Raw genomic sequence first — 24,307 nt, forward strand, 5'->3', positions numbered from 1 at the left:
TTGTTACAGAGTTGCGATTTGGCCGGTGGCCAGGTCGGCGAAGAGGTGTTGGGGCTCGCCACATGGCTTACCCGCGAAGCTTGTGGTCACGCGGAGTAGGCCGACAATCCCGTCGAGATAGAGCCATTCGCATTTGATCGTGACGGTGAGTTCCTCCCACCACGGGCGCGGCTTGAAGTCGGCAGCGATGACGTTGCCGTGCTGCGAAAGGATGCGGTCCGCTGTCATGCGGCCGGCGCGAGATACCAGACCCAGTCAACATCGGCGATGCCGCTGTCGCTGTAGTGCGGGTCGTGAACCATTACGCCATTGCTGTAGATCACCGAGTGCTGTACGCCACGTTGCGATTTACCACTGGCGATATAGAACTCCGGGAATTCCTCGGGCTCATCGCCCGTGTCCCACCGCACCAGCTTCTTGCCGAACATGCGTAAAAGCCATTCGTCGACTCTCGGCCTCCAGTCGCTGCGACCAAACATGTCGTCGAACGGCGGGACCATCCATAGAGGGAGATCGAGGAGTGAGGCAAGGCAGGCAGCAAAACAGTTCCCATTGTGGATACCATCCTTCGCGTATAGCTTGCTCTGCTTCACTGGAATCACTCAGCCTTCTCCTCGTAAATAATCGCACACCGGCAGTTCACAAGATTTGCCGCACTCCCCGCCGTATCACCCGGCCTGTCCATCGACTCCCCGCCGACGCTGAATTTCTCGTCCATCGCCACCTGCTGCCCGTCGGCCGCCAGGTGCTCGGGCCGCGTCCGGTTATCCCGGGTCGCCAGCCATTCCTTGTTCATCTTCACGCCTAGCGAGCGTTCCGCTTCCCGCACCGATTCGATGCTCCCAAACGTCGCCGCAGCGTGGGTCTCGGTCCTTGCCACCGTGGCGGCCCGGTAGGGAGTCAGGTCGCTGACTTTCCGGATGCTCCTTGCGATCTCCTCGGTGCCCAGCCCTTCCGTCAGGCCCTCAGATATCGCCCCGAGCACGTCGTCGCGGTCGGTGTCGGCGATCATCGTCGCCTTACGGAGCGACTCGCGCTTGATCCAGTCGGCCACCAGCGATTCGTAGATCGTCTGGGCGGCCTTCCGCTCGACGCGGCGGGACTTGACCTGCCTCAGGGCCATGCCTCCGAACACCGGGATGGTGCGGCGGTAGTGGTCCTCGATCACGCCCTTCGTGCGGACGCGGTGGGCGATGAAGACGTGGGCCGGTGGGTGGCCGTGTTTCAGGTATTCCCTGGCCGCCTGGCGGATCATCGCGTTTCGGGCCCGTCCCTGGTCGGCCCTGAGTTGGAACTCAAGGATCGTCATGGCGTGTTCCCATGCCCGGAGCAGCAGGCGGCGGTCAGTCATCCGCGTTCGGGTCGGCGGCGGGCGGTACCGGGTCCGCCTCGCTCCCCGGCTCCGGCAGGTCTACCTGACCGGCCAGTTCCAGCGGTATCGAGGTCGTAGGCACGAAAATCACGTCCCCGCCTTCCACGTCGTCCAGGCCCATGGCCCGTCGTTTCTCGTTGATCGTCATGTAGCTCGCGGCGTTAATCCGCTCGGCCTTGGCCTTACGGAGAGGCTCCAGCGCCGGAATCATCTCCTCGTCGTACCAGAAGAAGAGCCCCTCGCCGTAGAGCGGCGTCAGCCAGCGGTTGAAGGCGTCGAGCGTCCAGCCCAGCTGCGGCAGGACGGTGTCGGTCCAGAAGGCGAGCTTCGCCTCCGAGTAATTCGAATAGGTCGAGTCACCCGGGATGCCCAGAAGCTGCGGGGGGACCCCGAAGGCCAGGGCGATATCGCGCGCGGCGGAGTGCTTGCCTTCAAGGAACTCCATGTCCTTGGGGTTAATGGACATCTCTTTCCAGTCCAGCCCGCCCTCGAGGAGCATGGGGCGGCCGACGTTGGCCGTGCCGCTGAACTGGTCGTCGATCATCTCCTTGACGCGGGTGTACTGCTCCTCGGAGAGCGTCGCGTTTTCGCCCTGAACCACCAGCGCGCCCGAAGGCCTTGCCCCGTTGGCGATCAGGCCCTTGTTCCACCGCTGGCCGTCGTTGTGGATGTCCACCCCGAGGGCGGCGGCTTCAAGGGCGCTCATCCCGTACCACGGGTTCAGCGGGTTGAATGACTTGAAATGCAGGATCGCCGAGCGGCCGGAGATCTGATCAACCGGGAAAATGGTCGCCGCATTCTGGTTCGGGCGGTACTCGTACTGCTTCGGGAACAGGCCCGTTCCCGGCTCGACCTTCATCTTGCCGGGGTTCAGGACCTGCAACTCCATTGGCGGGAAGCTCTTGCGGCTCGCGTAGTCGATCCCGTTGCCGAAGACGTAGCCGTTGCCGCTGAGCTGCTGGTAGCTGGTCAGGGCCCGCATGAACTCCCGGCCCGACTGGGCGGGGTTCGGGTTTTCAAGCAGCTTCAGGAGGTCGTGTTTCTCGACCTTTGCCAGCTTGCCCTTCTTGCCGCGTTGGTAGAGGTGGAGGTCCACCGAGGCGACGGCGGCCGCCTTCATGTTGATGCAAGCGAAGGCGACGACGCATTCGGCGTAGCCCTCGGTCGCGAGCTTGTCGTACCCGGCGCCCGTGAGCCCGGCCTTGCCGAGCCCGAGCGAGAAGAAGTAAGACGCGCTCTTGCGATTCAGCGACGGCGTGGCTTGCTTGGAGCGGAAAGGCCACATCGTCGCTACAGTCTCCTGATTCTGATTTCGTTGTCGTTTCCGAACAGTTCGGTAAAGCCCCAGACCGCCGAGTCCATTCGGTCAGGCGACCAGTCCGCCGTCTTCGGGTCGTACTCGCACATCTGGTCTTCGAGCACCGGGAAGCAGCCGACGTGGTGGATACGCCCTTGCTCGTAGAGAGCGCTGATCGGCTCGGCCCGAGTAATCTTGCCCCGGCTGGCGTGGACTGCCGTGAAGGGGATGTTCTTGTCGATCGAGCGAATGACGTGCTCGACCATGTCGCCCCCATTGTTCACCTCGGCGACGATGCGGTCCGCTTTGAACTCGTAGTAGGCGTTCACTGCTGCGCGTCCCCACTCCTCAGGAGTGCCGCGCATGGAGAGGTCGGCGAGAAGGTAGCCGTGGCCCTCGAAGCCCATGCCTTCTGCCGTTATTCCGGTCTCGTCGCTGTTCGGATTCTTCTTGGCCGCCGGGTCGATGGCGATCACGATTCGGCGCATCGAAGGCGCCTTGCTGACCCGTAGGTCGTCGATTTGCTTCCGCTTCCACAGTGCGCCGGGGTTGTCGTCGAGGATCTCGGCGTTCAACTCCTGGCGACCGAGTCGGGTGCCCTCGTACTTCCTCACGATCTTGGTCAGGAAGGTCGGGGCGAGGTTGCCTTGGTTGTCGTAGGTCGAACCGGTTGTCACCACAGTGCCAGGATCGGCCTTCAGTTCCTTGAGAGCCTTGGTAGGCTTCGGCGTGGTCGTGACGATGGCCTGCGGGTTATCACCGAGGCGGAGGCCGAAGGCTGCCTGATCCCATGCGTCGGGGTATCGCCACGCGCAGAATTCGTCGGCCCACAGCTTCATGTGCTGCTTACCGCGTAATCGCTCCGGCTCATCGGCCGTGAAGATCAGTGACTTCGCGCCGTTGGGCCAGAGGAGCTGCCGCTTCTGCGACAGGTATCTCGGTCGCTCGTCGCGAGGGCAGATGGCGAGGATGCCGGACTCGCCCTCGATCATGATGTCTCGGGCGTCGTCAGAGGTGGCGCCTATCAGGTTCACGAACGGGTACTTCTTGACCCATATTCGGACCTGCTCGGCCCCAGTTCGGGTCTTACCGAACCCGCGGCCTGCGAGAATCAGCCATGTGGTCCAGGGCTCTGGCGGGGCAATCTGATTCGGGCGGGCGTTCGCCAGCCAGTCGAACTTATGGGCCTCGGCCTTTCGTCGCTCCTGCTCAGCCTTCAGTACTCGGTAGTACCGCTCCCGAAGCTCGTTCGTACTCGGCGATTTCTGCATCCAGTTCTTCGTCTGTCATCTCGGTGATCGGCTTACGGTGCGTGACCTCTGATCGGTCCACGAACATGCCCAGGTGCCGGGCGAGGCTGTCGAGAGCGGCCCGCTTGTCGGAGAGTTTGATCTTGTGTAGGCGGGCAGTGGTGCCGTGCTGACGCCTGAGCGCGCCGTCGTGAGGCTGCCCTTCCAGTTCTTCGTCGACTTCACCCGAGGTCCGCTTTACTTCCACTTCAAGCCCGGCGATTGCCGCTGCCGTGTCGTCGTCTAGCTCGTGAATCCCCTTCAGGTTGCCCTGCTCGTCGAACGCTTTGCGGATGTCGAGGAACGCGAGCTTGGCGTACTCTGCCAGCACGCGGTCCACGGTCACGTCATGCCGCTTGAGCTGGCGGGCCTTGAGTTCGGCGAGGTAGGCCGTGATCTTGACGTTTTCCAGCAGTTCGAAGGCCTTGCGGCTGATGCTGGCAGGTTTCATGTCCCCGGCGTCGTAGGCGAGCCGGTACGCTTCGGTCGCGTTGCCGGTCTCGATGTACCGCAGGCAGAACGCTTCCTGCTTCGGAGTGAGCTTGTCTGACATATTCCTAAAACGAAAAACCCCGCTCGATGGCGGGGAATAAAAACGCTCCAAAACTCAGATTCCGGTCGCGGCAAATCGTCTTTGCAAGACCAACTTACGACGAATTTATGATATTAGCAATCGTTTTGTGTGGAAATCTTATGCGTGCTGCGCCTGCTCGGCCTCGTGGTTGATCTCGACCATCGCCTTGGCCACGATCTTGAACGCCTCAACGAAGGCCTCCTGGTTTGCCTGAAATGCCGCGAGGTGCTTGGCCTTGGGGCGGCTGGCCACGATGCAGTCCATGGCGTTCAGATAGTCTTTCTCGACGCGGTGGATCAGCTTGCTGTAGCGGTCCTCCTTGGTCCATGCCTCCGAGCCGTCGCTCCCCGCGTCGCCCGACGTCGCCGGATCGAGTCGAGACAGGAAGGCCGCTCTCCAGTCTCGGTATAAATTGCCGTGGTGCTCGGCGCCTTGGTCGAGCAGGTCCAGGGAGATCGCGAGCGAGAGGATGGACTGGTTCTTGAGACCAGCCCCAATGATGACGCCGTTCTTGACCCTGACCCATGCCGCGACCGACTCGAATACGCCTTCCGCGCGGGGGATGGTGATCCCATGCCGTTCGGCCCAGCCCGTGGGGACCGAATCGTCACCGCGGCCGGCGACAACGGGGAGGGAGGGAGCGGGGGATTGCGGGATCAGCCTGCGGACGGCGTCGCGGAGGCGGTAGACCTCATCGATGATCTTCTTCCGGGGAACGCCCTTCCACGGGTCCTTTGCCTTGGCTTCCTGCTCCATCCGCTACCCCTAGCTCATTTGCCCGATAGTACCACAAGGGGTTGGGAGCGCAACGGGAATAATCCGCAGCTGAATAATACGCAAGCGGATTATCTCGCGGTGTAAGCTGTTGATTGCAATAGTGTTTTGTTGGTTTCACCCGCCGTTATTCGAATAATCCGCAATGCAGCCCCTCAAACACCCACCCCCGTGTATTTAGCAATAGAGGGTAGAATAGATAAGGATTATGAGTATTATTTATTATAATATATCATATTATAATTAACATATTGAATAAGCAGCCTTCGAGTCGCCCGAATAATACGCCAGGTGACTTGCGGATTATTGCGAGAATTACGGATTATCTAGGCCTCGCCGATGGTGTGGGCCACCGGTTGCGAGCTTCCGTTAGCCGCAGGAGCCCCTTGAGTGGCCATATCCCAGGTGCGAGAATGCCAAGTTGGCCGGACCAAGAATGGCCGAATGCGTGCAAACGTATTCGTTGATCGGGTCCATGTGGCCGACTTGCGGGGTTGGGGATTGCCCCGTGTCTGACGATCCCGTCTTCGCTTGATGGATGGATCAGGTCGATTTCCCGGTCGTAGGCCCTATGGACGGCCGGAGGTTGCGTCCGAAAGTCACCCTTCGATCACCCGGGCAAAGCACTATGAATGGTTCGGACTTTGAGCGGCTGCTGATGCGGATGGAGGGGGAGTCCATCGACTTCAAGAGCGATAACTATCCAAACCTGTCCGACGAGGCGAAGAAAATTGGCTTTATTAAAGATATCATCTGCATGGTTAACACCCCGCGCGAAGGCCCGGCCTACATCGTCACCGGGGTCAAGAAGTCGACTAACGGCCAGCCGCAGCTGAAGGGCGTAAGCGCCCATCCCGACGACGCGGACCTTCAATCGCAGTTCGCCAAATGGGTGCAGCCCCATCCCAGGTTCAGCTACGAGGTCGTTCAATTCCAGGGGCGCGAGTTCGGCGTCATCGTAATACCCGAAGACCAGAGCGGCCCCTGTTACCCGATCCAGGAGCACGGCAACGTTTTGAAGCTCAAAAAGCTTTACTTCCGGCGAGGATCCCAGAACGACGCGGCCGCCCCGGACGAATGCCACAGGATCATCTCCTGGTTCGAGAGCGCGGGGCGGTCGGCCGGCCCTCCGGCGGACGAGTCGGACTTGCCCTGGGGCGAATTCTGCGAATCCGTCTGGAGGTTCGACCCATCCCGCCGGTATGTGCTCTTCACGACACCGTTGGGCGAGGCCGAGGCCTCGTCTCTGTCAGCACTCGGGTTCTATCCCTGGACCGCCGTCTTCGACCTGGACCCCGGTAGCGATCGGACGGGCCTGTTGAAGGCTGTAATGCCGTCGCTGGAGTCAAGGCGCAGCCTGCATCTTGTCACCCGGGGGCAGGACCCGCTCTCGGATCCGTCGCGCGGCACGGTCTGGTTCTTCGCCCGCGGTCTGGAAGGGCGCCCCAATTCCCTTGTTCCGGAGGATCGTAAGAAATGGCGGGGGATGTATCGCAAGGAGATCGAGAAGCAACTGGATCGAATATCCAGTGAGGTGAGCCCAGCCCCGATCACGTGCGTAGTGCTCGCGTACGGTTCCGAGTATTCCGATTACCTGAAATATGTTCTGGAGTGGAGCGGGGATGTCTTCCAGGAGGCGGCGGACTACACGATCGTCACTGACGTCCGTGACGTCATGGAGGATATGGCCCAGGATATCGGCGCCCGGCTGTTCACGATCCCCATCGCTCAGTTAGGGCACGGCCTGGCCCGTCTCGCGCCGGGGAGGGACGCCTCCGGGGACCGGGAGATCGAACTCCCCTCCAGCAGCGGCGTCCCGATCACGCCGCCCGCGATCGAGCTCCGGTGGCTGGAAGAAGAACTCGACCTGGTCTGCATGAGCACAAGCGAGCTCCCTCCGAACGGCCGAGAGGTCGGCAAGGACTTTCTCCGCGGCGCCCCGATCGCCTGGTGCGATCTGGCCAACCATATCGACGTAGAGCGGACCAAGACCGGGATCCTCAAGCGAATCGTCGACACCGAGCTAAAGCGAAGGCCTGCCGTCCGGATCAATCTCTACCACGCGGCCGGGGCCGGCGGCACCACGCTCGCCCATCGCATGCTCTGGGATTTCCGCCATAGCTATCCCTGCGCCATCCTCCTCCGCACCACCTCCCCGTCCGAGACGGCTAACCGGCTGGATTATCTCGCATCCCAAACGGGGCTATGCGTCCTGCTGCTCGTGGACGGGGCCCGCGTCGCCGAGCGGCAGTTCGATGAGCTTTACAATCACGTCAGCAGCCGCCATCTCCCAGTGAAGTTCCTGCAGACTGTCCGGCGGCAGGAGGCCCAGGAGGATCGGAAGCGTACCGTCTACCTGGCCTCGGAGCTTGATTCCACTGAGCTCAACCGCTTCGTCGTCGCCTTTTCCCGCGAGGTCCCGGACAGGCAGAGGGAACTGGAAGCACTGGCCCACGTCCCAGAACGATACAAACATACGGCCTTCTACTTCGGGCTGCAGGCTTTCGGCCAGGATTTTCTGGGTCTGGAGCCCTACGTCCGGGAGCGGCTCTCCCCGCTGAGCGAGGTTCAGCGCGAGATCGTCGGCTTCACCGCGCTGGCCCACCACTATGCCCAGCGAACGATCCCCCAGCAGGCGTTCGCGGCGAGCCTCGGCGTCGCGAGAAACCGCTCGGTGAGGCTTGATGATGGGGTTCTGCCGCCCGCAACGCGGGAGCTCCTCGTCGAGGTTGACGAGGACGGCGGGGCTTGGCGGCCATCCCACGAACTCATCGCCCTCGAGATCCTCGTGCAGCTGCTGGCCCCCGGAGGCGGCGACCGCCGGATTTGGAAGCAGAGGCTGTCCGTCTGGGCGATCAGGTTCGCCGAATTCTGCCGAGGCGACGACCCGGTCCCAGGCGGGGAGTTGCTCGAGGTCGCCAGGCGCGCCTTCGTTTATCGCGACAACAGGGACGACCTAGGCACCGAGCGTTCCGCCGCGGCGAAATTCTCCAAGCTCATCAGCGACATCCCTGCGCTGGAGGGGCAACTCGAATGCCTCCGGAAGCTCGTCGAACTCTACCCGGATGAGGCCCACTTTTTGGCCCACCTCGGCCGCTTCTACTACCTCGTCCAGAAGGATTACGTGCTGGCCATCGAGACCATCGATCGAGCCATCGCCCGGCAGCGGGAGGACCACCTCCTGCACCACATGCGGGGCATGGCCGTCCGCAGCCAGCTATACCAGGTCCTTCAGGAGAAGAAGTCCATTTCCGAGGCCGTCGCGCTGGCCAAAATCGCCAGCGACTCGTTTCAGAAGGCGCGGGAGCTCGCCCCGGACGACGTCCATGGCTATATCAGCGAGACGCAGATGCTGATCCGCCTGCTCGACTTCTGCGGGGCCAATTTCCTCGGCGGCATGCTCGGCTATCTCGCCAGCAAGGACGCCGATCGTGACATCCGCGACGCACTGGACCGGGCCGAAGACCTGCTAGACCAGGTCCACCGCTTCCGCGAGGGCGAGGATCCGGACTATTACGAGGAGCGGTGCCGCGCCGACCTTGACCGCCTGCACGGGCGGACGGAGAGCGCCCTCCAGGTCTGGGACAGCCTCCTGAGCCGAAAGGGGGTGTATCAACCTTCTGTCCGCCGGTCGATCGTCTGGACTTACCTGGCCCGTTGCCAACATTGCTGGGAAGATCTCAGACCGAAGGAAGCCGACCGGATCGTGCACCTGCTCGGGCAGAACATGAACGAGGAGGCCGACAACGATAAGGATCTCCGACTCTGGGTCCGCGCCGTCCGGCGGGTCAGTAGCCCACCGAGCATCGAATCCGTAATCGAGCGAATCGCCTACTGGAGGGCCAATACCGGCTCCCTCGATGCCAGCTATTACCTCTACGTGCTGAAGGCCATCCAGGCGATCGAGGGGTCGACCTTGGCCTTGGACGAGAGCCTGAGATTCCTCGAAGAGTGCCGCAAGAAAGCGCAATTCCGCCGCAACCGCACCATCAGCTTCGAATGGCTGGGCCTTCAATCAGGCCTCGCATCGCTCGTCCACCAGTCATCCCTGGGCCAGTGGCTTAAGGAGGCCGATTTCTGGGAGAACGTCGAGCCGCTGGCGAGAATCGGCGGGCGCATCGCGGAGATCAAGACGCCGCAGGCCGGGTCGATCGACCTCGAATGCGGCCTCAAGGCGTTCTTCGTCCCGGCAAAGGGGGGCTATAGCCGCGGGCATTCGGAGAACCGTCCCGTGACCTTCTACCTGGGGTTCAGCTACGACGGCCTCCGGGCCTGGTCGGTCAAAAACCCTGAGTAAAGCGCACGCCGCTCAGGCCGATGGATGACGATTGTCGTCACCTCAACACCCTGTACCGATACGCCTTCTTCGTCGCCGTCTCGACCTCCTCCCGCTCTATTTCGCCCATCTCGATCAGGCTGGCGATGATCTCGTTGCGGTCTCTGAACTTCATGTTCCGGGTCCGGTTGATCAGTGTCCGGCTGTCGAGCCACTGGCCCTTGCCGTCCCTGATCGCCCTGAGCACGGCGTTTAATGCCCGTTCGTAATCGTTCTCGGCGACATTCTGCTTCACCGCCTCGGCCATATAGGCGGCGCAGTGGTCCGCCACGGCGATACCCCACCGCATGGCCTCCAATCCGATCGTGTCTCCGTCATGGGCTGCCAAAGCCAGCTTGATGGCGTGCTCGGCGGAGCGGGCGTAGATAGCCGAGAGACCGGTCCGGTTCGCCGATTCCTCGGCGGCACGGCGGCGCATGGCCTCGGCGTAGACGGTCAGCAGTTGCTCGGCCTCCGCCTCGTAGCTGACCACCATCGGGCTGATCCTTAACACCCCGTCTATGTTCCCGCGCGGGTCGTAGTTGCTCGGGGCGTCCTTCCATCGCCTCACCTCGAGGACCAGGTCCTCGGGCGGGTCGTTCACATCCCCCGCCGGCGTCGCGGGCTTCAGGGTGTAGTCCTTCGACTCGAACACCAGCCACCGGGCCAGGAAGCCGTCGATCGCGTCGTCCGACGTCAGGGTCTGAAAGAATCGCTCAGGGACGGTCGTGGCGTAGACCGAGAGGCAGGGCTGCTCGATCGGCGTCCGCTTCATCTTGCCGTCATGGTTCGCGTATTGGACCCCGGCGTACATGCTCTTGGCCGAAGAGAATAGCTCAACCAGGTAGGTCAGGATGTCCCGCTGGTGGCTGCCGGCGTTCTTGTGCGTCAGGTTCTTCAGCACGCGGCCGAACTCGTCCCAGAGCACAAGGCACTTGCCGCCGCCCTCCCGGAGGGCCGTCAGCATGCCCGCACCGCTTGCCGGGGTGCCCCCGACAAGCCCGTCGAGCCCCGACCTGCAGAGGAGCGTCGTGACGCAGTCGCGGGCGTGGTCCTTGCCGGCGCCGCTCGGAGCGAGGCCCATCGAGTAGAAATTTGTCCGCAATCTGGTCGGAGACTGGACCTTGTGGCTCATGGCCGCGCCGGCTGCCGTGATCGCGGCGGCGACGGCGAGCATGGGTTGCGGGTAAATCGAGGTCGCGTTGATCCAGCGGGCGATCCTACCGACCAGGCCCGGAGGGTTCAGGATGCTGGCCGCGGGATCGGGCGAGGAGTCCACGCGGCCCACTACGAAAGGGCGGAGGTTACCGCCTTCCTCGATCTCGACCTGCGGCAGGTCGGCTCGGTCGGGGACCCGGCGGGGATGGATGTAGCCGTGGTCCATCGCCGTGTAAAAGAGGCTCGCGATCGTGATGTCCCCCCGGTTGAAGCTCCGCCACCGCTTCGGAATCTCCGGCCCGGAATATTTCGGGCTGGTCGACGACCACTGGTCCCAGAGCTCCATCCCCCGATCTCCCAGGTGTTGCCGCAGGGCCATGCCCATCCTGATCCAGACGTCGTAATCGTCGGCCGGGATGCAACGAAGGGCTTCGGCGATGTCCGCGAGATCCGTCTCCCGATACGGGTCGTGAAAGTTCAGCCGTGGAGCGGCCTTGACCGGCTCCGGGCGGAACAAGGAGGCGATCACCTGCATGGAGGCGGCCGGGATCTCAGGGAGATCGCTCGGAGCGATGTCGGCCAGCGTCAGCAGCGTGACCCACTCGTACGAGCCCCCGGACGGGTGCAGGGACGGCGGAAGGACGGTCTGGCGTCCCTCGGAAAGGACGTCGAGCACACGCGTGCCCCTGACGCTGTAGCCGTGGCTGCGCTGGCCGGAATACCGGTAAAACGCCGTGAAGCCCTTGGCTCCGCGTTTCTTGACCGGGGAGTCCGGGATTACCGCGAGGATACTGGCGTGCAGGCGGTCGACATCGTCGTCGAAGTCGAGTGCCATGACGCCGCTTGCCGAGCCGAGGCAAAGGCCTACGTTCGAGGCCACCCATCCCATCCAGCGGGCGTGCTCCTCGTCGGTGGGCAATCGGCTGCAGAACTCCGACCAGCGGTCGATGGTGGGGTATTTCTGGGTGGGTGCGAGCGGGATGACTGAGTAACCGCGGGTGCGAAGGTCGGGAGCGGCGAGTTGAAAGGGGCTTCGGGTCATACGGCGGGGACCGGAGCAGGAGCTACGGTCTGTTCCGACACCCATTGCTCCACCTGGGAGCGAATGAATCGCTTGCGTTTCCCCACCACGATGTAGGGTGGGTGAGGGTCTCCCCGATCGAGCATATTCCATAGCTGATCGTAGGAAACCTTCAAGAACTCAGCGGTTTGAGCCAGGGTCCATAGTTCCATCTCATTTTCTCCAAAATAGTTGTTGCGCTTCCAAAATATTCCATATAGTTTGTTCATACTTGAATTAAATGACTTATGCAACAACCAACTTATGGAGCCTTTATGGATGAAAGCACAAAGCAGCAACTCGCCCTTCTCACCGATGCGTGGAAGATCGAAAAGCAGAACGAAAGCGACGCGAACGCCCGCCGCATTGCCATCGAATCCCAGATTTATGAATTGACTCAGTCCGAACTGCCGGACAAGGGCACGTACACGCTCCCGACGGGCATGAAGATCGCCACCGGCTTCTCGGAGGAGTGGTCGCAGGAGCAGCTCAACGCCGCGTACCAGGAATGGAACGCCTCGGTTCCGTTCCCGTTTACCGGCACCTGGAAGCCGGACGGCAAGGCCATCAGCTACCTGCGTGAGAATCTGCCGGAGGCATATAAGAAGATCCAGCCCGCCCTGACGCTCAAGCCGAAAAAGCCGGCGTTCAGCGTGAAGGAATAGAGTGATGGGTAAGCGGAACAAAATCAGGAAAGCAACCAACGACGCTGTGACTTTGCCCATGCTCGTCAAGCGGACGGATATCCTGAAAAACGCCGGTTACGACAAGCCGAAGTGGATCGGCTTCTGCGAAACGCTGCTGGACCGTGGTTACATACTGACGCTCTATGAGGCACGCCAGACGTTCTCCAAATACATCACAGTATCTATGGCAGGTCACAAACCGTTCAAAGTCCGCTTCAGCAATCACAAGCCTATTGCCCAGCGAGAGCTAAACGGCGACTGCGATTTCTTCGTAGGCGTCACGAATCTTTGTGTGACGAATACTTCGCAGGCCTTGATCGCTGTCGAAAAGCACTTCCAACAAGAACCAACGAAAGGAACAACCAATGCTTAACCTCTCTGAAATCAAAGCCTCCCGAGTCATCCTCCCGCCGCGCATAGTGCTCTACGGACCGCCGAAGATCGGCAAAACGACCTTCGCCGCCGACATCGAGGGCGCCATCATCCTCGACATAGAGGGCGGATCAGGTGCCCTGAACGTTGCTCGTGTCGCCAAGGATAAGCTCACGTCCTACGGCGACGTGATCGGCGCTGTCGAGGCCCTCTACACGCAGGAGCACCCGTTCTCCACTGTCATCCTCGATTCGGCCGACTGGCTCGAAGCTCTGATTTTCCAGCAGGTAGCGGCCGAGGCCGGAAAGAAATCCATCGAAGATATCGGCTATGGCGCGGGGTACGTCGCCGGGGTCAACCTCTGGAAACAGCTCTTCGACGGATTGACCGCCCTGCGCAACGACAAGGGAATGGCCGTGGTTCTGATTGCCCACGACCAGGTGAAGCGCTACGACAACCCGCTGACCGATTCCTACGACCGTCACCAACTCAAGCTGCACGCCAAGTCCGCCGCCATCCTCACGGAATGGTCGGACTGCCTGCTGTTCGCGAATCAGGACGTCTACATCGACGCGAAGGATGTGGGCTTCAAAAAGAAAGTCACCAAGGGCCGGGCCGGCGATCGTGTTCTCCACACGGTCGAGAGCCCAGCCTTTATGGCTGGCAACCGGTATGGTCTCCCCGCCGAGCTGCCGTTCTCATGGGGAGCGTTTAATGAGGCGATGACAGCGGCTTTGTCTGAACCTCCGGCTTCCGAGGCGAGTGCCGAGGCAGCGTAACTACATATCAACCTACGAAAGGAAATACTTATGGCATTTTTAGGACAAGAATTTAATGCAGAAGCTATCGAACCCTCGAAACCTCGCGAGAACATCCCCCCGGGATGGTACAAGGCAATCATCGAAGCCAGTGACGTGAAGCCGACCAAGAAGGCGGCCGAAGCTCAGCAATACGGCTCCGAGGGAGCGAACGACCGTCTTCTCGCTATGACGTTCAAGGTGATTGAGGGAGCCTTCGACGGCGCCCTGATCTTCAACAACCTCAACATCGTCAACAGCAACCCGGTCGCCCAGGAAATCGCACAGAAGGATTTCTCGGCGATCTGCCACGCGATCGGCAAGCTGCGCGTAAAGGACTCGAACGAGTTGCATAACCGCCCGCTGATGATCAAAGTGGATGTCGAGAAGAAGGAAGGCTACAACGCGCGCAATATCATCAAGGGCTACGAAGCCGTTGGTGGTGCTTCGTCTGCCTCTGCTCCGGCTTCGACCGGCACGGCAGCCGCTACCGGGGCGAAAGCCGCCCCGGCCTGGGCGAAGAAGTAGCATGGCCCTGATCCCCGAAGTGGTTGACCCCACCCTCGCGGCGATCGACCGGGAGTTGGAGCGGAGAGCGGCGTTAGCGCCGCGCCGCTCCTACCTCGGGGCGTCCGCAATCGGTGAAGAGTGCGAGCGGAAGCTCTGGTACTCGATCCGGCCCGAGGTTCCGCGCCTGCCGTTCAACGCGGCCAGCCTCAAGCGGTTCGAGGACGGACACCGCGGCGAGGCGGTCATGGCCGAGCGTCTGCGGATGGTTCCGGGCGTCGAGTTATGGACGGAGGACGAGCAGACCGGCGGCCAGATCGGCGGGACTCTGTTCGACGGGCGATTCGGCTGGCACGTCGACGGAGTGATCAGGGGGCTGCTGCAGGCACCGGGTACCTCCCATGTCTGGGAACACAAGCAGGTCGGCCAGAAGAAATACGACGAGTTGCGGAAGCTGAAGGCCACGGTGGGCGAGAAGGCGTCGCTGGCCGCGTGGGATCCCGTCTATTACGCGCAAAGCGTCCTCTACATGGAGTTACTCGACCTTAACCGCCACTACCTGACGGTGAGCACGCCCGGGGGAAGAGAGTTCGATTCCTGCCGGACCGAGGCCAACCCGGTGATGGCCAAGGCGCTCCTGGCCAAGGCCCAGCGAATTCTGTCCGCTGCTTCGCCCCCGGCCCGGTTGAGCGAGAGGCCCGAGTTTTTCAAATGCAAATGGTGCGATTTTCGTGATGCGTGCCATGGTCAATTTGCGTCCTGACCATGCAGCTTCGCGACTATCAGCAACGCGCCATCGAAGGTCTGTTTCAGTATTTCGAGCACGCCTCCGGCAATCCCCTGATCGTCGCCCCGACCGGCAGCGGGAAGAGCGTCATCATCGGGGCGCTCTGCAAACTCATCCTTGAGACATGGCCCGACCAGAGGCTGATGGTCCTGAGCCACGTCAAGGAACTGCTGGAGCAGAACTACGGGAAGATCGTCTCGTTCTGGCCAAAGGCGCCCGCCGGTCTCTACTCCGCCGGGCTGGGCCAGAAATCGCCCCGCGACCCGATCACCGTCGCGAGCATCCAGTCGGCCTTCCGAAAGCCCCATATCTTCGGCTGGCGCGACCTCCTTCTCATTGACGAGTGCCACCTTCTCTCGCCGGACTCGGACGGCATGTACCGCCAGTTCATCGACGGCCTCAAGGAGATCAATCCTCGACTCAAAGTGGTCGGGCTGACTGCTACCGCCTACCGGCTGAAAACAGGAATGCTTCACGAGGGAAAGGGACGCCTGTTCACGGACATCGCCGTCGAGATTTCACTTCAGGAGCTGCTCGAGGCCGGGCACATCAGCCCGCTCATCAGCAAATCCTCGGTCGTGCAGGCCGACCTCTCCGAAGTCGGCATGATCGCCGGGGAGTTCAACGCCCGCGACTCCGAAACGGCGATGGACAAGGAGGCCCTGACCGCAGCCGCCCTGGACGAGGTCTTCGCCTTGGCGGGGGACCGCAGGTCGTGGCTCTTCTTCTGCGCCGGGGTCGGACATGCCGAGCACGTCGCGGAGGCTCTGCGATTGCGGGGCGTGGACGCGGCTACCGTGACAGGTGAAACGCCGGACGAAGAGCGTGACGCGATCCTGAAGGCGTTCAAGGCAGGGACACTACGGGCAGTCACGAACGCCAACGTGCTCACCACGGGGTTTGACGCCCCGAACATCGACCTGCTCGTCCTTCTACGTCCGACGACCTCCCCGGGGCTCTACACGCAGATCCTGGGCAGGGGCATGAGGACGGCCCCAGGAAAGCGGAATTGCCTCGTGCTCGACTACGCCGGGAACATCGAGCGGCACGGTCCGATCACCCACGTCAAACCGCCCCGGGCGGCCGGAACCCGAGGGAAACGGGAGTCGCACGAGCGATCCTGCCTGATTTGCCCAGATTGCCGCATGGCGTCCCCGCTGGGGGCTCTCGAGTGCGCCGATTGCGGCCGGGAGTTCACCCCGCCTGAGCGGATCAACCACGGTACGACTGCGAGCACAGGGGAAGTCATGGCGTTGGGCGACCTCCCGCAGCCATACCTCGGCGAATGGATGAGGGTCGATTCGGTAAGCTACCACAAGCACGAAAAGCCCGATAAGATTCCGACGATGCGGGTCGAGTACCACTGCGGCATCAACACTTACCGGGAGTGGATCTGCCTCGAACATGCGCCCGGGTTCGCTCGCGGGAAAGCGGTCGACTGGTGGAAGAGACGCAGCCCGGTCGAGCCGCCGGACAGTATCGGGATCGCGCTCTATTACGCAGATGCGTTGAAGAAAACCTTCGCCATTCGGGTGAAGAAGGGAGAGAAATTTTGGGAGATAACAGGATATGACCTCACAGGATTCACAATTACTGAGCCCGCAGAAGAAACAGGAGCTGATACAGGGGCTCAAGAGCCTATTGATTTTCTTGGAGAGCCTTACTGAAAAGCGGTCTTGCAACACCTGCGAGAACTGGAAGAACGGCCTCTGCACGCTCGCCCAGGCGGTGCCGCCCTCAGACGTTCAGGCTAACGGATGCGAGGCGTGGGTCTTCGATAAAATACCGTTCTAAATCGGCGGCACTTCGCGCGACGACGTAAACGCCGCCGTTCTTCTCGATCATGGTCTGGAAGAGTTTCTGCTGCTTCGACTGCCTGCCAGCAGGCGTCTTGCACTCGACGGAGAGGAACAGCCCGTTCGGCAGGACGCCGAGAATATCCCCGCTGCCCGGGTGGCCGTAGCGAATCCAGCGGCCATCCAGCTTGCAGGCGCCGGTGTTGTTCCTCCAGGCGAAGATCCGGCGAAGGGCCAGCCATTCGAGGCACTGGGCGACGACGGCCGATTCCGACGGCCCGATCATGGGTTGGGCGATGGCTGCCTGAATCGGTTGGCGACATTCTGGACGGTCGTCAACGGCTGGCCGAATACAGGATCAAGCTGCGGAGTCATCCCAAAGGCGTAGCGCAGAATCGCACGCCAGTCAATCGCTCGCTCACGTCCCGCAGAACGTCCGATAGCCCCCCTCGTCGGCCGGCGGCTCCCGGTACTCGTCGAACCCTTCCCTCGCCTCATACGGCGACGCCAGGGCTTCGAGCAGCCGGTGCATCACCGACAGGTCGTCGTGCTCCTCGGCGGCCGACAGGGCTTCCTCAACCCGATGGTTCCGAGGGATGACCGCCGGATTCACGCTTCGCATTAGGGCGTAGGCCGCGCCGTCTCCTCCGATCCGCTCCTGCCACCGAGCGTGCCAGGTCTGGAAGTCAGCATCTCCGTACCGACCTCCTGCCAGTACCTCTCCCGCCGACAGGTCGCGGAACGTGTTGGTGAAGTCGGCCCGGGCCTTCTGCATCCAGTTGAGAAGCGACTTGACCAACTCGACGTCTCTAGCCTCCTCGGTCTCAATCCCCAGCTTCTTCCGCATCCCGGCGAGCCAATAACGCTCGTAGACAGCGGGGAAGCCTTCCAGGATCTCCGTGGCCTTCTCAATCGCCTTCTCCGGCTCCGAGTCGATAAGCGGCAACAGGGTTTCGGCGAGCCGGGCCAGGTTCCACTGCACGATGTTGGGCTGGTTGCCGTAGGCGTACCTGCCCCCGCTGTCGATCGAGCTGAAGACGGTTCCGGGGTCGTAGGCGTTCATGAAGGCGCACGGGCCGTAGTCGATCGTCTCCCCGGAGATCGCCACGTTGTCCGTGTTCATCACCCCGTGGATGAAACCGACGTGTTGCCACCGGGCGACGAGCGAGGCCTGCCGGTCCGCTACGGCTCGGAGAAACTCCAGGTACTTCTCCGGGACCTCGACGAGTTCAGGGTAGTGGCGGGCGATCGCGTAGTCGGCCAGCTCTTTCAGGGCCGGGTCTTCCCGTCTGGCCGCGTACTCGAACGTGCCGACCCGGATGTGGCTGGCGGCCACGCGGGTCAGGATTGCCCCTCGCCGCAGGGATTCGCGGTAGACCTTCTCGCCGGTGGTGACGACCGCGAGGCTCCCGGTCGTAGGGATGCCAAGGGCGGCCATGGCTTCGCTGATGATGTACTCGCGGAGCATCGGGCCAAGGGCGGCCAGCCCGTCGCCGCCGCGGGAGAATCGCGTACGGCCAGACCCCTTGAACTGGATGTCAACGAGCTTGCCAGACGGCGTCCGGTGTTCGCCCAGCAAAATGGCCCGCCCGTCACCGAGCATTGTGAATCCGCCGTACTGGTGCCCGGCGTAGGCCTGGGCGATCGGCAGCGAACCGGCTGGAAGCTCCTGGCCCGCGAATAGGGCCGCCGCTTCTTCGGGCGAGAGCACCGAGAGGTCGAGGCCGAGTTCGCGCGCGAGCCGATGGTTCAGGACGGAGACGCGAGGCTGCCGAACCTTTGCAGGGCTGACCGGGATGAAGAGCGTCTCCGACAGGCGAGCGTAGGTGTTGTCGAACCGCCAGCCGACCAAGTTGGAGGCATCGGCGGAAGCGGTCGGGGTGGGCATCCAGGTTCTCCAGAGAATCGCTCAAAACAGCCAATTATACCGGGACGGTAAAGGCGAGGGGTTATCCCTGCTCATCTAATGCCGCGATGTACCGCTCTCGGGCGGAATCGAGCCGATCGCAGGCGTCTGCGAATCGCCTCTGGTGCTCCGGGTTCAGCGGGACGCGGCACTTCAATACCTCCCTCTGATGCTCCTTGGCGAGCTCGTATTCCTGCTCCAGCGCCGGAAGCCGGTTGTGCTCGATCGCGAAGAGGCCGGCGATCACACCAGCCATCTGGGGTTATGCCCGAGTTGCTCGGCTCCGTTCGCCTTGACCACCGCGTTCGCGGCCTGCATGAGCGCGTCCAGGTTCACCGGCACGCCGTCCAGCCAGAAGCCGGTGGGTTTCTCCACGAACCGCTCCATGAGCCACGTCTTGGCGAACGCGAGGGGGTTCTGCCGCTTCACTCGGCCAACTCCGCGCGGGCCCGTTTCCGGGCGGTCGTCTGCCGTTCGGCTCCCTCGGCGTAGGCCGGCTCGATGACGCGGGTCTTCAGGGTCATCTCCGTTTCCCGCCTCAGGAGCACCCCGAGGGCGAGGACATCGTCGCTGATACGCATGGTCTCAGGGTTGCGGTAGGGGTGCATCTCGCCGTAGATGGCGCGAAGGGCGGCTTCCAGGGCGTCTTTCTCGGCGGTCATGCCGCCTCGACGATCTTGGCTTTGCCGAGCTGGGCCTTAATACTACTCCGTTAATATCAACGGCAATTGCAATGAGCGATCCTTGCAATAGGGGCAATTGTGCCGACAGATCGGGGCCAGCAGCCTCTGCAAGGCACGGCGGATCGCCGGCACCGTGATCACCGGGCGGGTCCCCCCCTTTTTCCCGGCCGGGCCGGGTCTCGTTCCTCGCGTTCTCGCTCCAACGCCAGGAACCCGAAGGACAGCATCACCAGGCAGGCGTGATGATGAAAGCCACGCCAGGAACGCCCCTCGTGATGGTCCAATCCGAGTTCTTCCTTCATCTGCTGATAACCTTGCTCCACCGGCCAGCGGCTCTTCCAGAGCCGGACCGCCTTGATCCGGCTGGTTCGGCCCGGCAGGTTCGAGATCGCGTACTTGATCTTGCCGTCGGCCTGCTCCTCGATCAGCAGCCAGACCGGCTCGGCCCCGGCGCACTCGCCGGTGGCCCAGCCCCCGCCGGGCCAGACCCGAAGCCAGGCGAAGCGGCCCGACAGCTTCCCCTTGGTCCCCTCGCGCCAGGTCACCTTCCGCAGCGGTGTCGAGGCGGCCAACTCTCGCAGGCTCACCGGCTTCGGGGTGCCGGCCTTCAGTCGTGATCGCCGTCGCGGCCGCCCGCCGGACCCCGGCGGTCGGATCGCCGGCCCGGGGACCTCCCACGACGGCTCCTCGGTGAAGACCACCATCTCGTCGGTCACGCCCACGATGTAGGACAGGCCGCGCTCGGCCAACCCCTCTCGGAAGAGCCCGGAGACGCCGTAGCCGGCATCGGCCACCACGAGCCGGCCGGGCAACCCCTCGGCCCGAACCAGATCGAGAAGCTCCAGGGCGATCTGGCCCTTCGTCAGTGCTCGTCGTTGCTCCCGGGGCACGCCCGCCTTGTCGAGCCGCTTGGAGTCATCGAGCCAGGCCTCGGGCAGGTAGAGCCGCATCGCCAGCGGGTAATGGCCCTTCGGGGCGACGTAATGAACCGAGGGTGCGACCTGGCAGTTAGCCTTCTTGCCTTGAGCCCCGCAGTACTGACGCTGCACACCGACGGAGAGCTTGCCCTGCTTGGGGAAGCTCGTATCGTCAATGACGAAGATGCCGGCCGGAGAAGCGAAAGACTCGGCCATGACGGAGCGATAACGCTTCCAGACGGCCATCTCGTCCCAGGTGCTCTGGCCGATGAACTGCTGGAGGGCCTGGTCGAGGTCGGCGACGACCAGGCCGGTCGGGAGGGTGACCTTGCGCGAGAGCGGCTCGATGCTCTTGCGGTCGCCGTCGAGGATCAGTCCCTGGAGGTAGACGCCGGAGTATTGGGCCTGTCGGGGCCGGTTGAAGTCGTCGCGGAAACGGGCGGCGTAGGCGTCGAGCCGTTCGAGGACTTCGGGTGCGAGTTCGGGGGTATAGGTGCGATTCATACCCTGCATACGAACCGGCCAGGCGTTCCGTTCGTATCAGATAACGGAGTAGTATTAAGCAGATTGGCGGTTTCGCGAGCGTTTCTCTTCCGCTTGTAGGATTCGCTATGGCATAGCGTCTTGCCGTTCTTCGCCACGATACGGAAATACCATTCGCCGTTCGCAGTCTTCTCGATCTCAAATTTCATAGTGGGTCCTTCCTGTTGGTTACTCAGTTTGGTCTTTAGCTTCGAGCCATTCTGCCAGAATCTTGGTTATCAAATTGTTAACAGAACGCCGGTCTCCAGCAGCCCGCTGCTCGATCTTTGCCAATAAGGGCTTGGGCAATCTCACAGAAAACGTTTTCGACTCCGGCATAACACAACCTAACACATTATTGTTGACTTGTGTTTTTAGGTATGGCATGGTTCGTGTCATCAAGTCAAACGCTTTATGGAGGACGGAATGGCCAATTACACAGCAGAGGCAAAACGCTACGACCCGGATGACGAGATCGAAGCGGAATTCGATTCATTGGAAAAGGCAACGGAGTGGCTCGGCGAGCAGAGTGCATACGGTTTCCCCGCCTTGTGGCTGAACAACAAGCGCGTCTGCTTCGAGAATGGCGAACTGGTCGAGTTGAACTTCAGGACGCCGAGCTTGTCGGATGCTCTCTTTGGAGCGTTGAAACCGCCGACGCGCGAAGAGCTGGAACGCATTTTGAGGAGCGACGAATGAAGCTGTTTGTCGCTCTTTCCATCGCCGGGCTTTCCCTGCTCTGCTTAGAAATCTGGTCTGTGGCTGATACCGAGGGCTACATCCGTGGCTTGAAAGATGGCTACTGCCTCAGCCCGAATGCCAACGAAACCCTTTGTGCAGGGAGGGACAAATGAAGTTCGTTTTCCTGATAACCCTTGGCCTGTTCTCGGTGCTGGCTTCGTACTCACACGGCAAATACGGCCCAGCATGGGATCAGGACGGCGGCTACTCCAAGGCTCAATCACGGTCCATGTCCGATTTCGTCGCCCTTCACCTGCCGCCCAGCCCGTCCAGAATGGTCTACATCTGGCGCGACAAGAGGGCGGCGATGCTGGCTGAAGGCTGGGGATTGAAACCGGGCGACGTGGATAACAGCGAAGCATTGAGGGTCTTGAAATGACCATTCGCCAGAACTACGAAATCGGCGATTTGGTCATCGTTGACAGCAGGACGAAGCCTGTGTACGGCCGCATCGTCGGCAGGTACTTCAACCGCTCCGGCTCCATTTTCGACATCCAGCCAGAGGAGACTCGCGACCTGAAAGACAGGCTCTCCGCGGTGGAAGAACACAGGATCACCAAGGCCAACGGCGAAGTCGCCAGGATGGTGCGCCTGTACGAACAAGCGGTCCAGAGCTACACGGGGCCAAAACATATCAGGGACGAAGTATGAGCAGGACGCTGATTGAGAAGCTGTGCTCCTGCATGTACAGGCTGCAACGCAGGGATTACGAGCAGGGCTACAACGCTGGAGTTACGAAATCCATATCAATCGTCCGCCAGCATGAGGCCGAGCAGCCGCTGGAGTTGGTGGAGCGGGTGGCGAAGGCCATCAGCGCATGGCGGTGGGATCAGAAGACCGACGAGCCATGGGAGCGGCTGAAGCCATCCGTTCAAGAGGCGTACCGCGATCAGGCGCGGGCGGCTATCACAGTTATGGGAGCGGGCACGGGAAGCGCACCCGATGCTCAGGGTGTGTCTGACAATCCCTTGGGAAACCTGGGGACCATTCCGCCCGGCGGCAACCCCGCCGCTCCCGCCAGCGAAGCCTACAGGCAGGTGGAGGAGGCGTTGGCTTTCTACGCCAACCCCCAAAACTGGTGGTGCAGGAATGCTGACGGCCTGGGCTACCACCATGCCAATCTATCTGGTTCGATGGAGCGGCTTAACGCGCAAGTTGGCATTATCGAACATCGACCGAATTTTGTTCACGAGCAGTTCTATAACGACTGCGGCAAACGTGGCAAAGAAGCCCTCGCAGCCCTCCCCGCGATGAAGCCCAAAGCGCCGGATGCCAAGGAACAGCCGGATGAGCAACCAGCAATCGACTGGAATCTCAAGGCTGAAACCGCTTCACATAACGCGAAGCATTATGCCGACAAATGCATCGATCTGGAAACAAGGCTGTCAGCAACAGAGGACGCATACGAAGCCTTGCGGAATTCTGAACCACCCGTGCGGGAATCGAGTGCGCTTGGACATATCTTTGAAACAGAGAATTGGCAAAATCCCTATAGGGCACGAATCATAGACCTTTGCTACACGGCGTTTCTGATGGCAAGGGAGCCGAATAAGGAAGATGGCGGCGCAAGCGATTGGTTTAACGACACCCTACCGCACATCAAGGCGCAAATCGAACGTATGGAGCGCAACGTAGTAGAAGGTCAGTTATGACAGACGCATCCAACATCCAAGCCGTGGCTGTCCTCACCGAAAACGGCCTTGTTGTGTCGCTGCGCAATCCCGACGAGCTAGAGCTTGCCTATCGGTGGGCTTTGAACGGCAGCGCCGTTTCGTTCCACATCCGAGTAGACGACAAAACCGAATCCAAGGGCGAGCAACCTGCCCAGCCCGCCATTGAGCCGCTGGACAGCTACGGCGACAACGACCACGCGATATGATGAAACACCTCTGGCTCGTCGCCCCGGCCTTCCTCGTGCTCCTCTTCGCCTACGCCCGGACGCACCCTTCCCAGCCCTGGGACTTCCACCCGCCCGCCTTGCCCGTGGGTCAGGACGAGTTGCTCTACCTGAACCAGGTTTGAGCGGCGAGCGAAGCGACACAGAGGTGGAGCGAGCCGCGATTAGAACGGGCGGGAAGTGAGGAAAACTGCGGAATTGGCTGGTTTCCTGAGGCGATTCAGCCGCTTGCCCCGTTCCATTCCGTTCGGGCACGGACGAGGGGAGATGTGTGATGCCCTACCAAAAAATTCCGGCGACCGCTTTTCTGCGGCCCCTGAGTTCGGCCCCTGACTGGACCGCTCGGGAATGGGACCGGGTTTCACCCCGGCCCCTTGCCTTGCTCAGAACGGGATTCCGCCCCAATCGCCATCGTCCTCCTCCTTGGTCGCGTCTCCGAACTTGAGAATCCCCTTGCACCATGACTTCAGGTCCTTATGGGCGTCCCGGATATCGGCCTGCCAAGCCTCGAGGGCGTCGCGGTTAATGGTAGCGTTCGGAGTATTCGCGATCACCTCTAGTGTCGTGCTAATCTCACGTATCCGGCTGGCCTTCGTCGATAGCGTTGTGAAATACATCGCCGACTCAAGGCACTTGAATCGCTCGGCCAGTAGTTTTGCGACTTTCTTGACCTCGTTGAATTTCGGGTGCTTCTTCTTGCTCATTGGGGTTTTTTCCTTTCTGTGAATAGATTGGTGGTAAGGAGAGGCCAGAGCTTGCTCGGTGCCTCGCCTTACTACCGAATGAATGCACCTTGCCACGGACCGGACTGCGGTCCACGCCCTTTACCGTCAGGCGGCCGCCAGGCCGGGGCTTGA

31 protein-coding genes are annotated in these 24,307 nt (G+C 61.7%); 14 read left to right on the plus strand and 17 right to left on the minus strand.

All coding sequences use genetic code 11. The features are described from left to right. Nucleotides 1–3: 3 nt before the first annotated feature. The 7 genes from P12x_RS26310 to P12x_RS26340 all read right to left on the minus strand — a co-directional run bounded on the left by P12x_RS26310 (nucleotide 4) and on the right by P12x_RS26340 (nucleotide 5,288). A complete protein-coding gene (locus P12x_RS26310; protein WP_435007996.1) occupies nucleotides 4–228 on the minus strand; it encodes a hypothetical protein in 225 nt (74 codons plus the stop codon). Beyond that, complete coding sequence (locus P12x_RS26315) at nucleotides 225–602, minus strand: hypothetical protein (protein ID WP_435007997.1); 378 nt, start codon at nucleotides 600–602, stop codon at nucleotides 225–227. The genes P12x_RS26310 and P12x_RS26315 overlap by 4 nt, the downstream gene beginning before the upstream one ends. Next, nucleotides 599–1,309 carry a phage minor head protein gene (locus tag P12x_RS26320; RefSeq protein WP_435007998.1) on the minus strand — a complete coding sequence of 237 codons (711 nt, stop codon included), beginning with the start codon at nucleotides 1,307–1,309 and terminating at the stop codon, nucleotides 599–601. The genes P12x_RS26315 and P12x_RS26320 overlap by 4 nt, the downstream gene beginning before the upstream one ends. A 34-nt stretch (nucleotides 1,310–1,343) precedes the next feature. Then, nucleotides 1,344–2,657 (minus strand): phage portal protein, encoded by a 1,314-nt coding sequence (locus tag P12x_RS26325; RefSeq protein ID WP_435007999.1) that lies wholly within the window; start codon nucleotides 2,655–2,657, stop codon nucleotides 1,344–1,346. A 5-nt stretch (nucleotides 2,658–2,662) separates the two neighbouring features. After that, entirely contained in the window at nucleotides 2,663–3,940 is a 1,278-nt protein-coding gene (locus P12x_RS26330) for a DNA-packaging protein (protein WP_435008000.1), read from the minus strand. Continuing rightward, nucleotides 3,879–4,511, minus strand: a complete 633-nt coding sequence (locus P12x_RS26335) for a terminase small subunit (protein WP_435008001.1) — start codon at nucleotides 4,509–4,511, stop codon at nucleotides 3,879–3,881. The genes P12x_RS26330 and P12x_RS26335 overlap by 62 nt, the downstream gene beginning before the upstream one ends. Before the next feature lie 138 nt (nucleotides 4,512–4,649). Next, nucleotides 4,650–5,288, minus strand: a complete 639-nt coding sequence (locus P12x_RS26340) for a hypothetical protein (RefSeq protein ID WP_435008002.1) — start codon at nucleotides 5,286–5,288, stop codon at nucleotides 4,650–4,652. Between the two features lie 646 nt (nucleotides 5,289–5,934). On the opposite strand from P12x_RS26340, the gene P12x_RS26345 reads away from it, so the two are divergent. Next, entirely contained in the window at nucleotides 5,935–9,603 is a 3,669-nt protein-coding gene (locus P12x_RS26345; protein ID WP_435008003.1) for an RNA-binding domain-containing protein, read from the plus strand. A 37-nt stretch (nucleotides 9,604–9,640) separates the two neighbouring features. On the opposite strand, the gene P12x_RS26350 is transcribed toward P12x_RS26345, so the two are convergent. Next, nucleotides 9,641–11,953: a PriCT-2 domain-containing protein gene (locus tag P12x_RS26350; protein ID WP_435008004.1), complete on the minus strand. Its 2,313-nt coding sequence runs from the start codon at nucleotides 11,951–11,953 to the stop codon at nucleotides 9,641–9,643. Nucleotides 11,954–12,114: 161 nt separating this feature from the next. On the opposite strand from P12x_RS26350, the gene P12x_RS26355 reads away from it, so the two are divergent. Genes P12x_RS26355 through P12x_RS26380 form a run of 6 tightly spaced genes read left to right on the plus strand, consistent with a single transcriptional unit; the run spans nucleotide 12,115 to nucleotide 16,655 of the window. Then, a complete protein-coding gene (locus P12x_RS26355; RefSeq protein ID WP_435008005.1) occupies nucleotides 12,115–12,504 on the plus strand; it encodes a hypothetical protein in 390 nt (129 codons plus the stop codon). A gap of 4 nt (nucleotides 12,505–12,508) precedes the next feature. After that, nucleotides 12,509–12,898: a hypothetical protein gene (locus P12x_RS26360; RefSeq protein ID WP_435008006.1), complete on the plus strand. Its 390-nt coding sequence runs from the start codon at nucleotides 12,509–12,511 to the stop codon at nucleotides 12,896–12,898. Further along, a complete protein-coding gene (locus tag P12x_RS26365; protein WP_435008007.1) occupies nucleotides 12,891–13,676 on the plus strand; it encodes an ATP-binding protein in 786 nt (261 codons plus the stop codon). The genes P12x_RS26360 and P12x_RS26365 overlap by 8 nt, the downstream gene beginning before the upstream one ends. Before the next feature lie 30 nt (nucleotides 13,677–13,706). After that, nucleotides 13,707–14,222 (plus strand): DUF669 domain-containing protein, encoded by a 516-nt coding sequence (locus P12x_RS26370; RefSeq protein WP_435008008.1) that lies wholly within the window; start codon nucleotides 13,707–13,709, stop codon nucleotides 14,220–14,222. 1 nt (nucleotide 14,223) lies between these two features. Further along, nucleotides 14,224–14,964 carry a hypothetical protein gene (locus P12x_RS26375; protein WP_435008009.1) on the plus strand — a complete coding sequence of 247 codons (741 nt, stop codon included), beginning with the start codon at nucleotides 14,224–14,226 and terminating at the stop codon, nucleotides 14,962–14,964. A gap of 2 nt (nucleotides 14,965–14,966) precedes the next feature. Then, the gene (locus tag P12x_RS26380) at nucleotides 14,967–16,655 is read left to right on the plus strand and encodes a DEAD/DEAH box helicase (protein WP_435008010.1); all 1,689 of its coding nucleotides are present in this window, start codon (nucleotides 14,967–14,969) and stop codon (nucleotides 16,653–16,655) included. Between the two features lie 70 nt (nucleotides 16,656–16,725). Here P12x_RS26380 and P12x_RS26385 read toward each other — a convergent pair whose 3' ends face one another. From P12x_RS26385 to P12x_RS26420, 8 genes are all read right to left on the minus strand, one after another. Then, nucleotides 16,726–17,070: a VRR-NUC domain-containing protein gene (locus tag P12x_RS26385; RefSeq protein WP_435008011.1), complete on the minus strand. Its 345-nt coding sequence runs from the start codon at nucleotides 17,068–17,070 to the stop codon at nucleotides 16,726–16,728. Between the two features lie 132 nt (nucleotides 17,071–17,202). Beyond that, on the minus strand, nucleotides 17,203–18,672 hold the full coding sequence (locus P12x_RS26390; protein WP_435008012.1) for a protein adenylyltransferase SelO: 1,470 nt from the start codon (nucleotides 18,670–18,672) through the stop codon (nucleotides 17,203–17,205). 61 nt (nucleotides 18,673–18,733) lie between these two features. Next, nucleotides 18,734–18,946: a hypothetical protein gene (locus tag P12x_RS26395; protein WP_435008013.1), complete on the minus strand. Its 213-nt coding sequence runs from the start codon at nucleotides 18,944–18,946 to the stop codon at nucleotides 18,734–18,736. Beyond that, complete coding sequence (locus P12x_RS26400; protein ID WP_435008014.1) at nucleotides 18,934–19,119, minus strand: hypothetical protein; 186 nt, start codon at nucleotides 19,117–19,119, stop codon at nucleotides 18,934–18,936. Before P12x_RS26400 ends, P12x_RS26395 begins: the two co-directional genes overlap by 13 nt. Beyond that, nucleotides 19,116–19,352 (minus strand): hypothetical protein, encoded by a 237-nt coding sequence (locus P12x_RS26405; RefSeq protein ID WP_435008015.1) that lies wholly within the window; start codon nucleotides 19,350–19,352, stop codon nucleotides 19,116–19,118. Before P12x_RS26405 ends, P12x_RS26400 begins: the two co-directional genes overlap by 4 nt. A gap of 158 nt (nucleotides 19,353–19,510) precedes the next feature. Beyond that, a complete protein-coding gene (locus tag P12x_RS26410; RefSeq protein ID WP_435008016.1) occupies nucleotides 19,511–20,794 on the minus strand; it encodes an IS701 family transposase in 1,284 nt (427 codons plus the stop codon). Continuing rightward, nucleotides 20,791–20,982 carry a YegP family protein gene (locus P12x_RS26415; protein WP_435008017.1) on the minus strand — a complete coding sequence of 64 codons (192 nt, stop codon included), beginning with the start codon at nucleotides 20,980–20,982 and terminating at the stop codon, nucleotides 20,791–20,793. The genes P12x_RS26410 and P12x_RS26415 overlap by 4 nt, the downstream gene beginning before the upstream one ends. Before the next feature lie 19 nt (nucleotides 20,983–21,001). Continuing rightward, entirely contained in the window at nucleotides 21,002–21,211 is a 210-nt protein-coding gene (locus P12x_RS26420; RefSeq protein WP_435008018.1) for an Arc family DNA-binding protein, read from the minus strand. Nucleotides 21,212–21,238: 27 nt separating this feature from the next. Between P12x_RS26420 and P12x_RS26425 the strand changes: the two genes are divergently transcribed. The 7 genes from P12x_RS26425 to P12x_RS26455 are packed head-to-tail and all read left to right on the plus strand — an operon-like array spanning nucleotide 21,239 to nucleotide 23,575. After that, nucleotides 21,239–21,511 carry a hypothetical protein gene (locus tag P12x_RS26425; RefSeq protein WP_435008019.1) on the plus strand — a complete coding sequence of 91 codons (273 nt, stop codon included), beginning with the start codon at nucleotides 21,239–21,241 and terminating at the stop codon, nucleotides 21,509–21,511. Continuing rightward, nucleotides 21,508–21,666 carry a hypothetical protein gene (locus P12x_RS26430; protein WP_435008020.1) on the plus strand — a complete coding sequence of 53 codons (159 nt, stop codon included), beginning with the start codon at nucleotides 21,508–21,510 and terminating at the stop codon, nucleotides 21,664–21,666. Before P12x_RS26425 ends, P12x_RS26430 begins: the two co-directional genes overlap by 4 nt. Then, nucleotides 21,663–21,932: a hypothetical protein gene (locus P12x_RS26435; RefSeq protein WP_435008021.1), complete on the plus strand. Its 270-nt coding sequence runs from the start codon at nucleotides 21,663–21,665 to the stop codon at nucleotides 21,930–21,932. The genes P12x_RS26430 and P12x_RS26435 overlap by 4 nt, the downstream gene beginning before the upstream one ends. Beyond that, entirely contained in the window at nucleotides 21,929–22,204 is a 276-nt protein-coding gene (locus P12x_RS26440) for a hypothetical protein (RefSeq protein ID WP_435008022.1), read from the plus strand. Before P12x_RS26435 ends, P12x_RS26440 begins: the two co-directional genes overlap by 4 nt. Beyond that, nucleotides 22,201–23,205, plus strand: a complete 1,005-nt coding sequence (locus P12x_RS26445; RefSeq protein WP_435008023.1) for a hypothetical protein — start codon at nucleotides 22,201–22,203, stop codon at nucleotides 23,203–23,205. The genes P12x_RS26440 and P12x_RS26445 overlap by 4 nt, the downstream gene beginning before the upstream one ends. Further along, the gene (locus P12x_RS26450; RefSeq protein WP_435008024.1) at nucleotides 23,202–23,432 is read left to right on the plus strand and encodes a hypothetical protein; all 231 of its coding nucleotides are present in this window, start codon (nucleotides 23,202–23,204) and stop codon (nucleotides 23,430–23,432) included. The genes P12x_RS26445 and P12x_RS26450 overlap by 4 nt, the downstream gene beginning before the upstream one ends. Beyond that, nucleotides 23,429–23,575 (plus strand): hypothetical protein, encoded by a 147-nt coding sequence (locus P12x_RS26455; protein WP_435008025.1) that lies wholly within the window; start codon nucleotides 23,429–23,431, stop codon nucleotides 23,573–23,575. The genes P12x_RS26450 and P12x_RS26455 overlap by 4 nt, the downstream gene beginning before the upstream one ends. Before the next feature lie 258 nt (nucleotides 23,576–23,833). On the opposite strand, the gene P12x_RS26460 is transcribed toward P12x_RS26455, so the two are convergent. Next, a complete protein-coding gene (locus P12x_RS26460) occupies nucleotides 23,834–24,154 on the minus strand; it encodes a hypothetical protein (protein ID WP_435008026.1) in 321 nt (106 codons plus the stop codon). Nucleotides 24,155–24,307 lie beyond the last annotated feature (153 nt).

The organism is Tundrisphaera lichenicola, assembly GCF_051175385.1.
GTDB lineage: Bacteria > Planctomycetota > Planctomycetia > Isosphaerales > Isosphaeraceae > Tundrisphaera > Tundrisphaera lichenicola.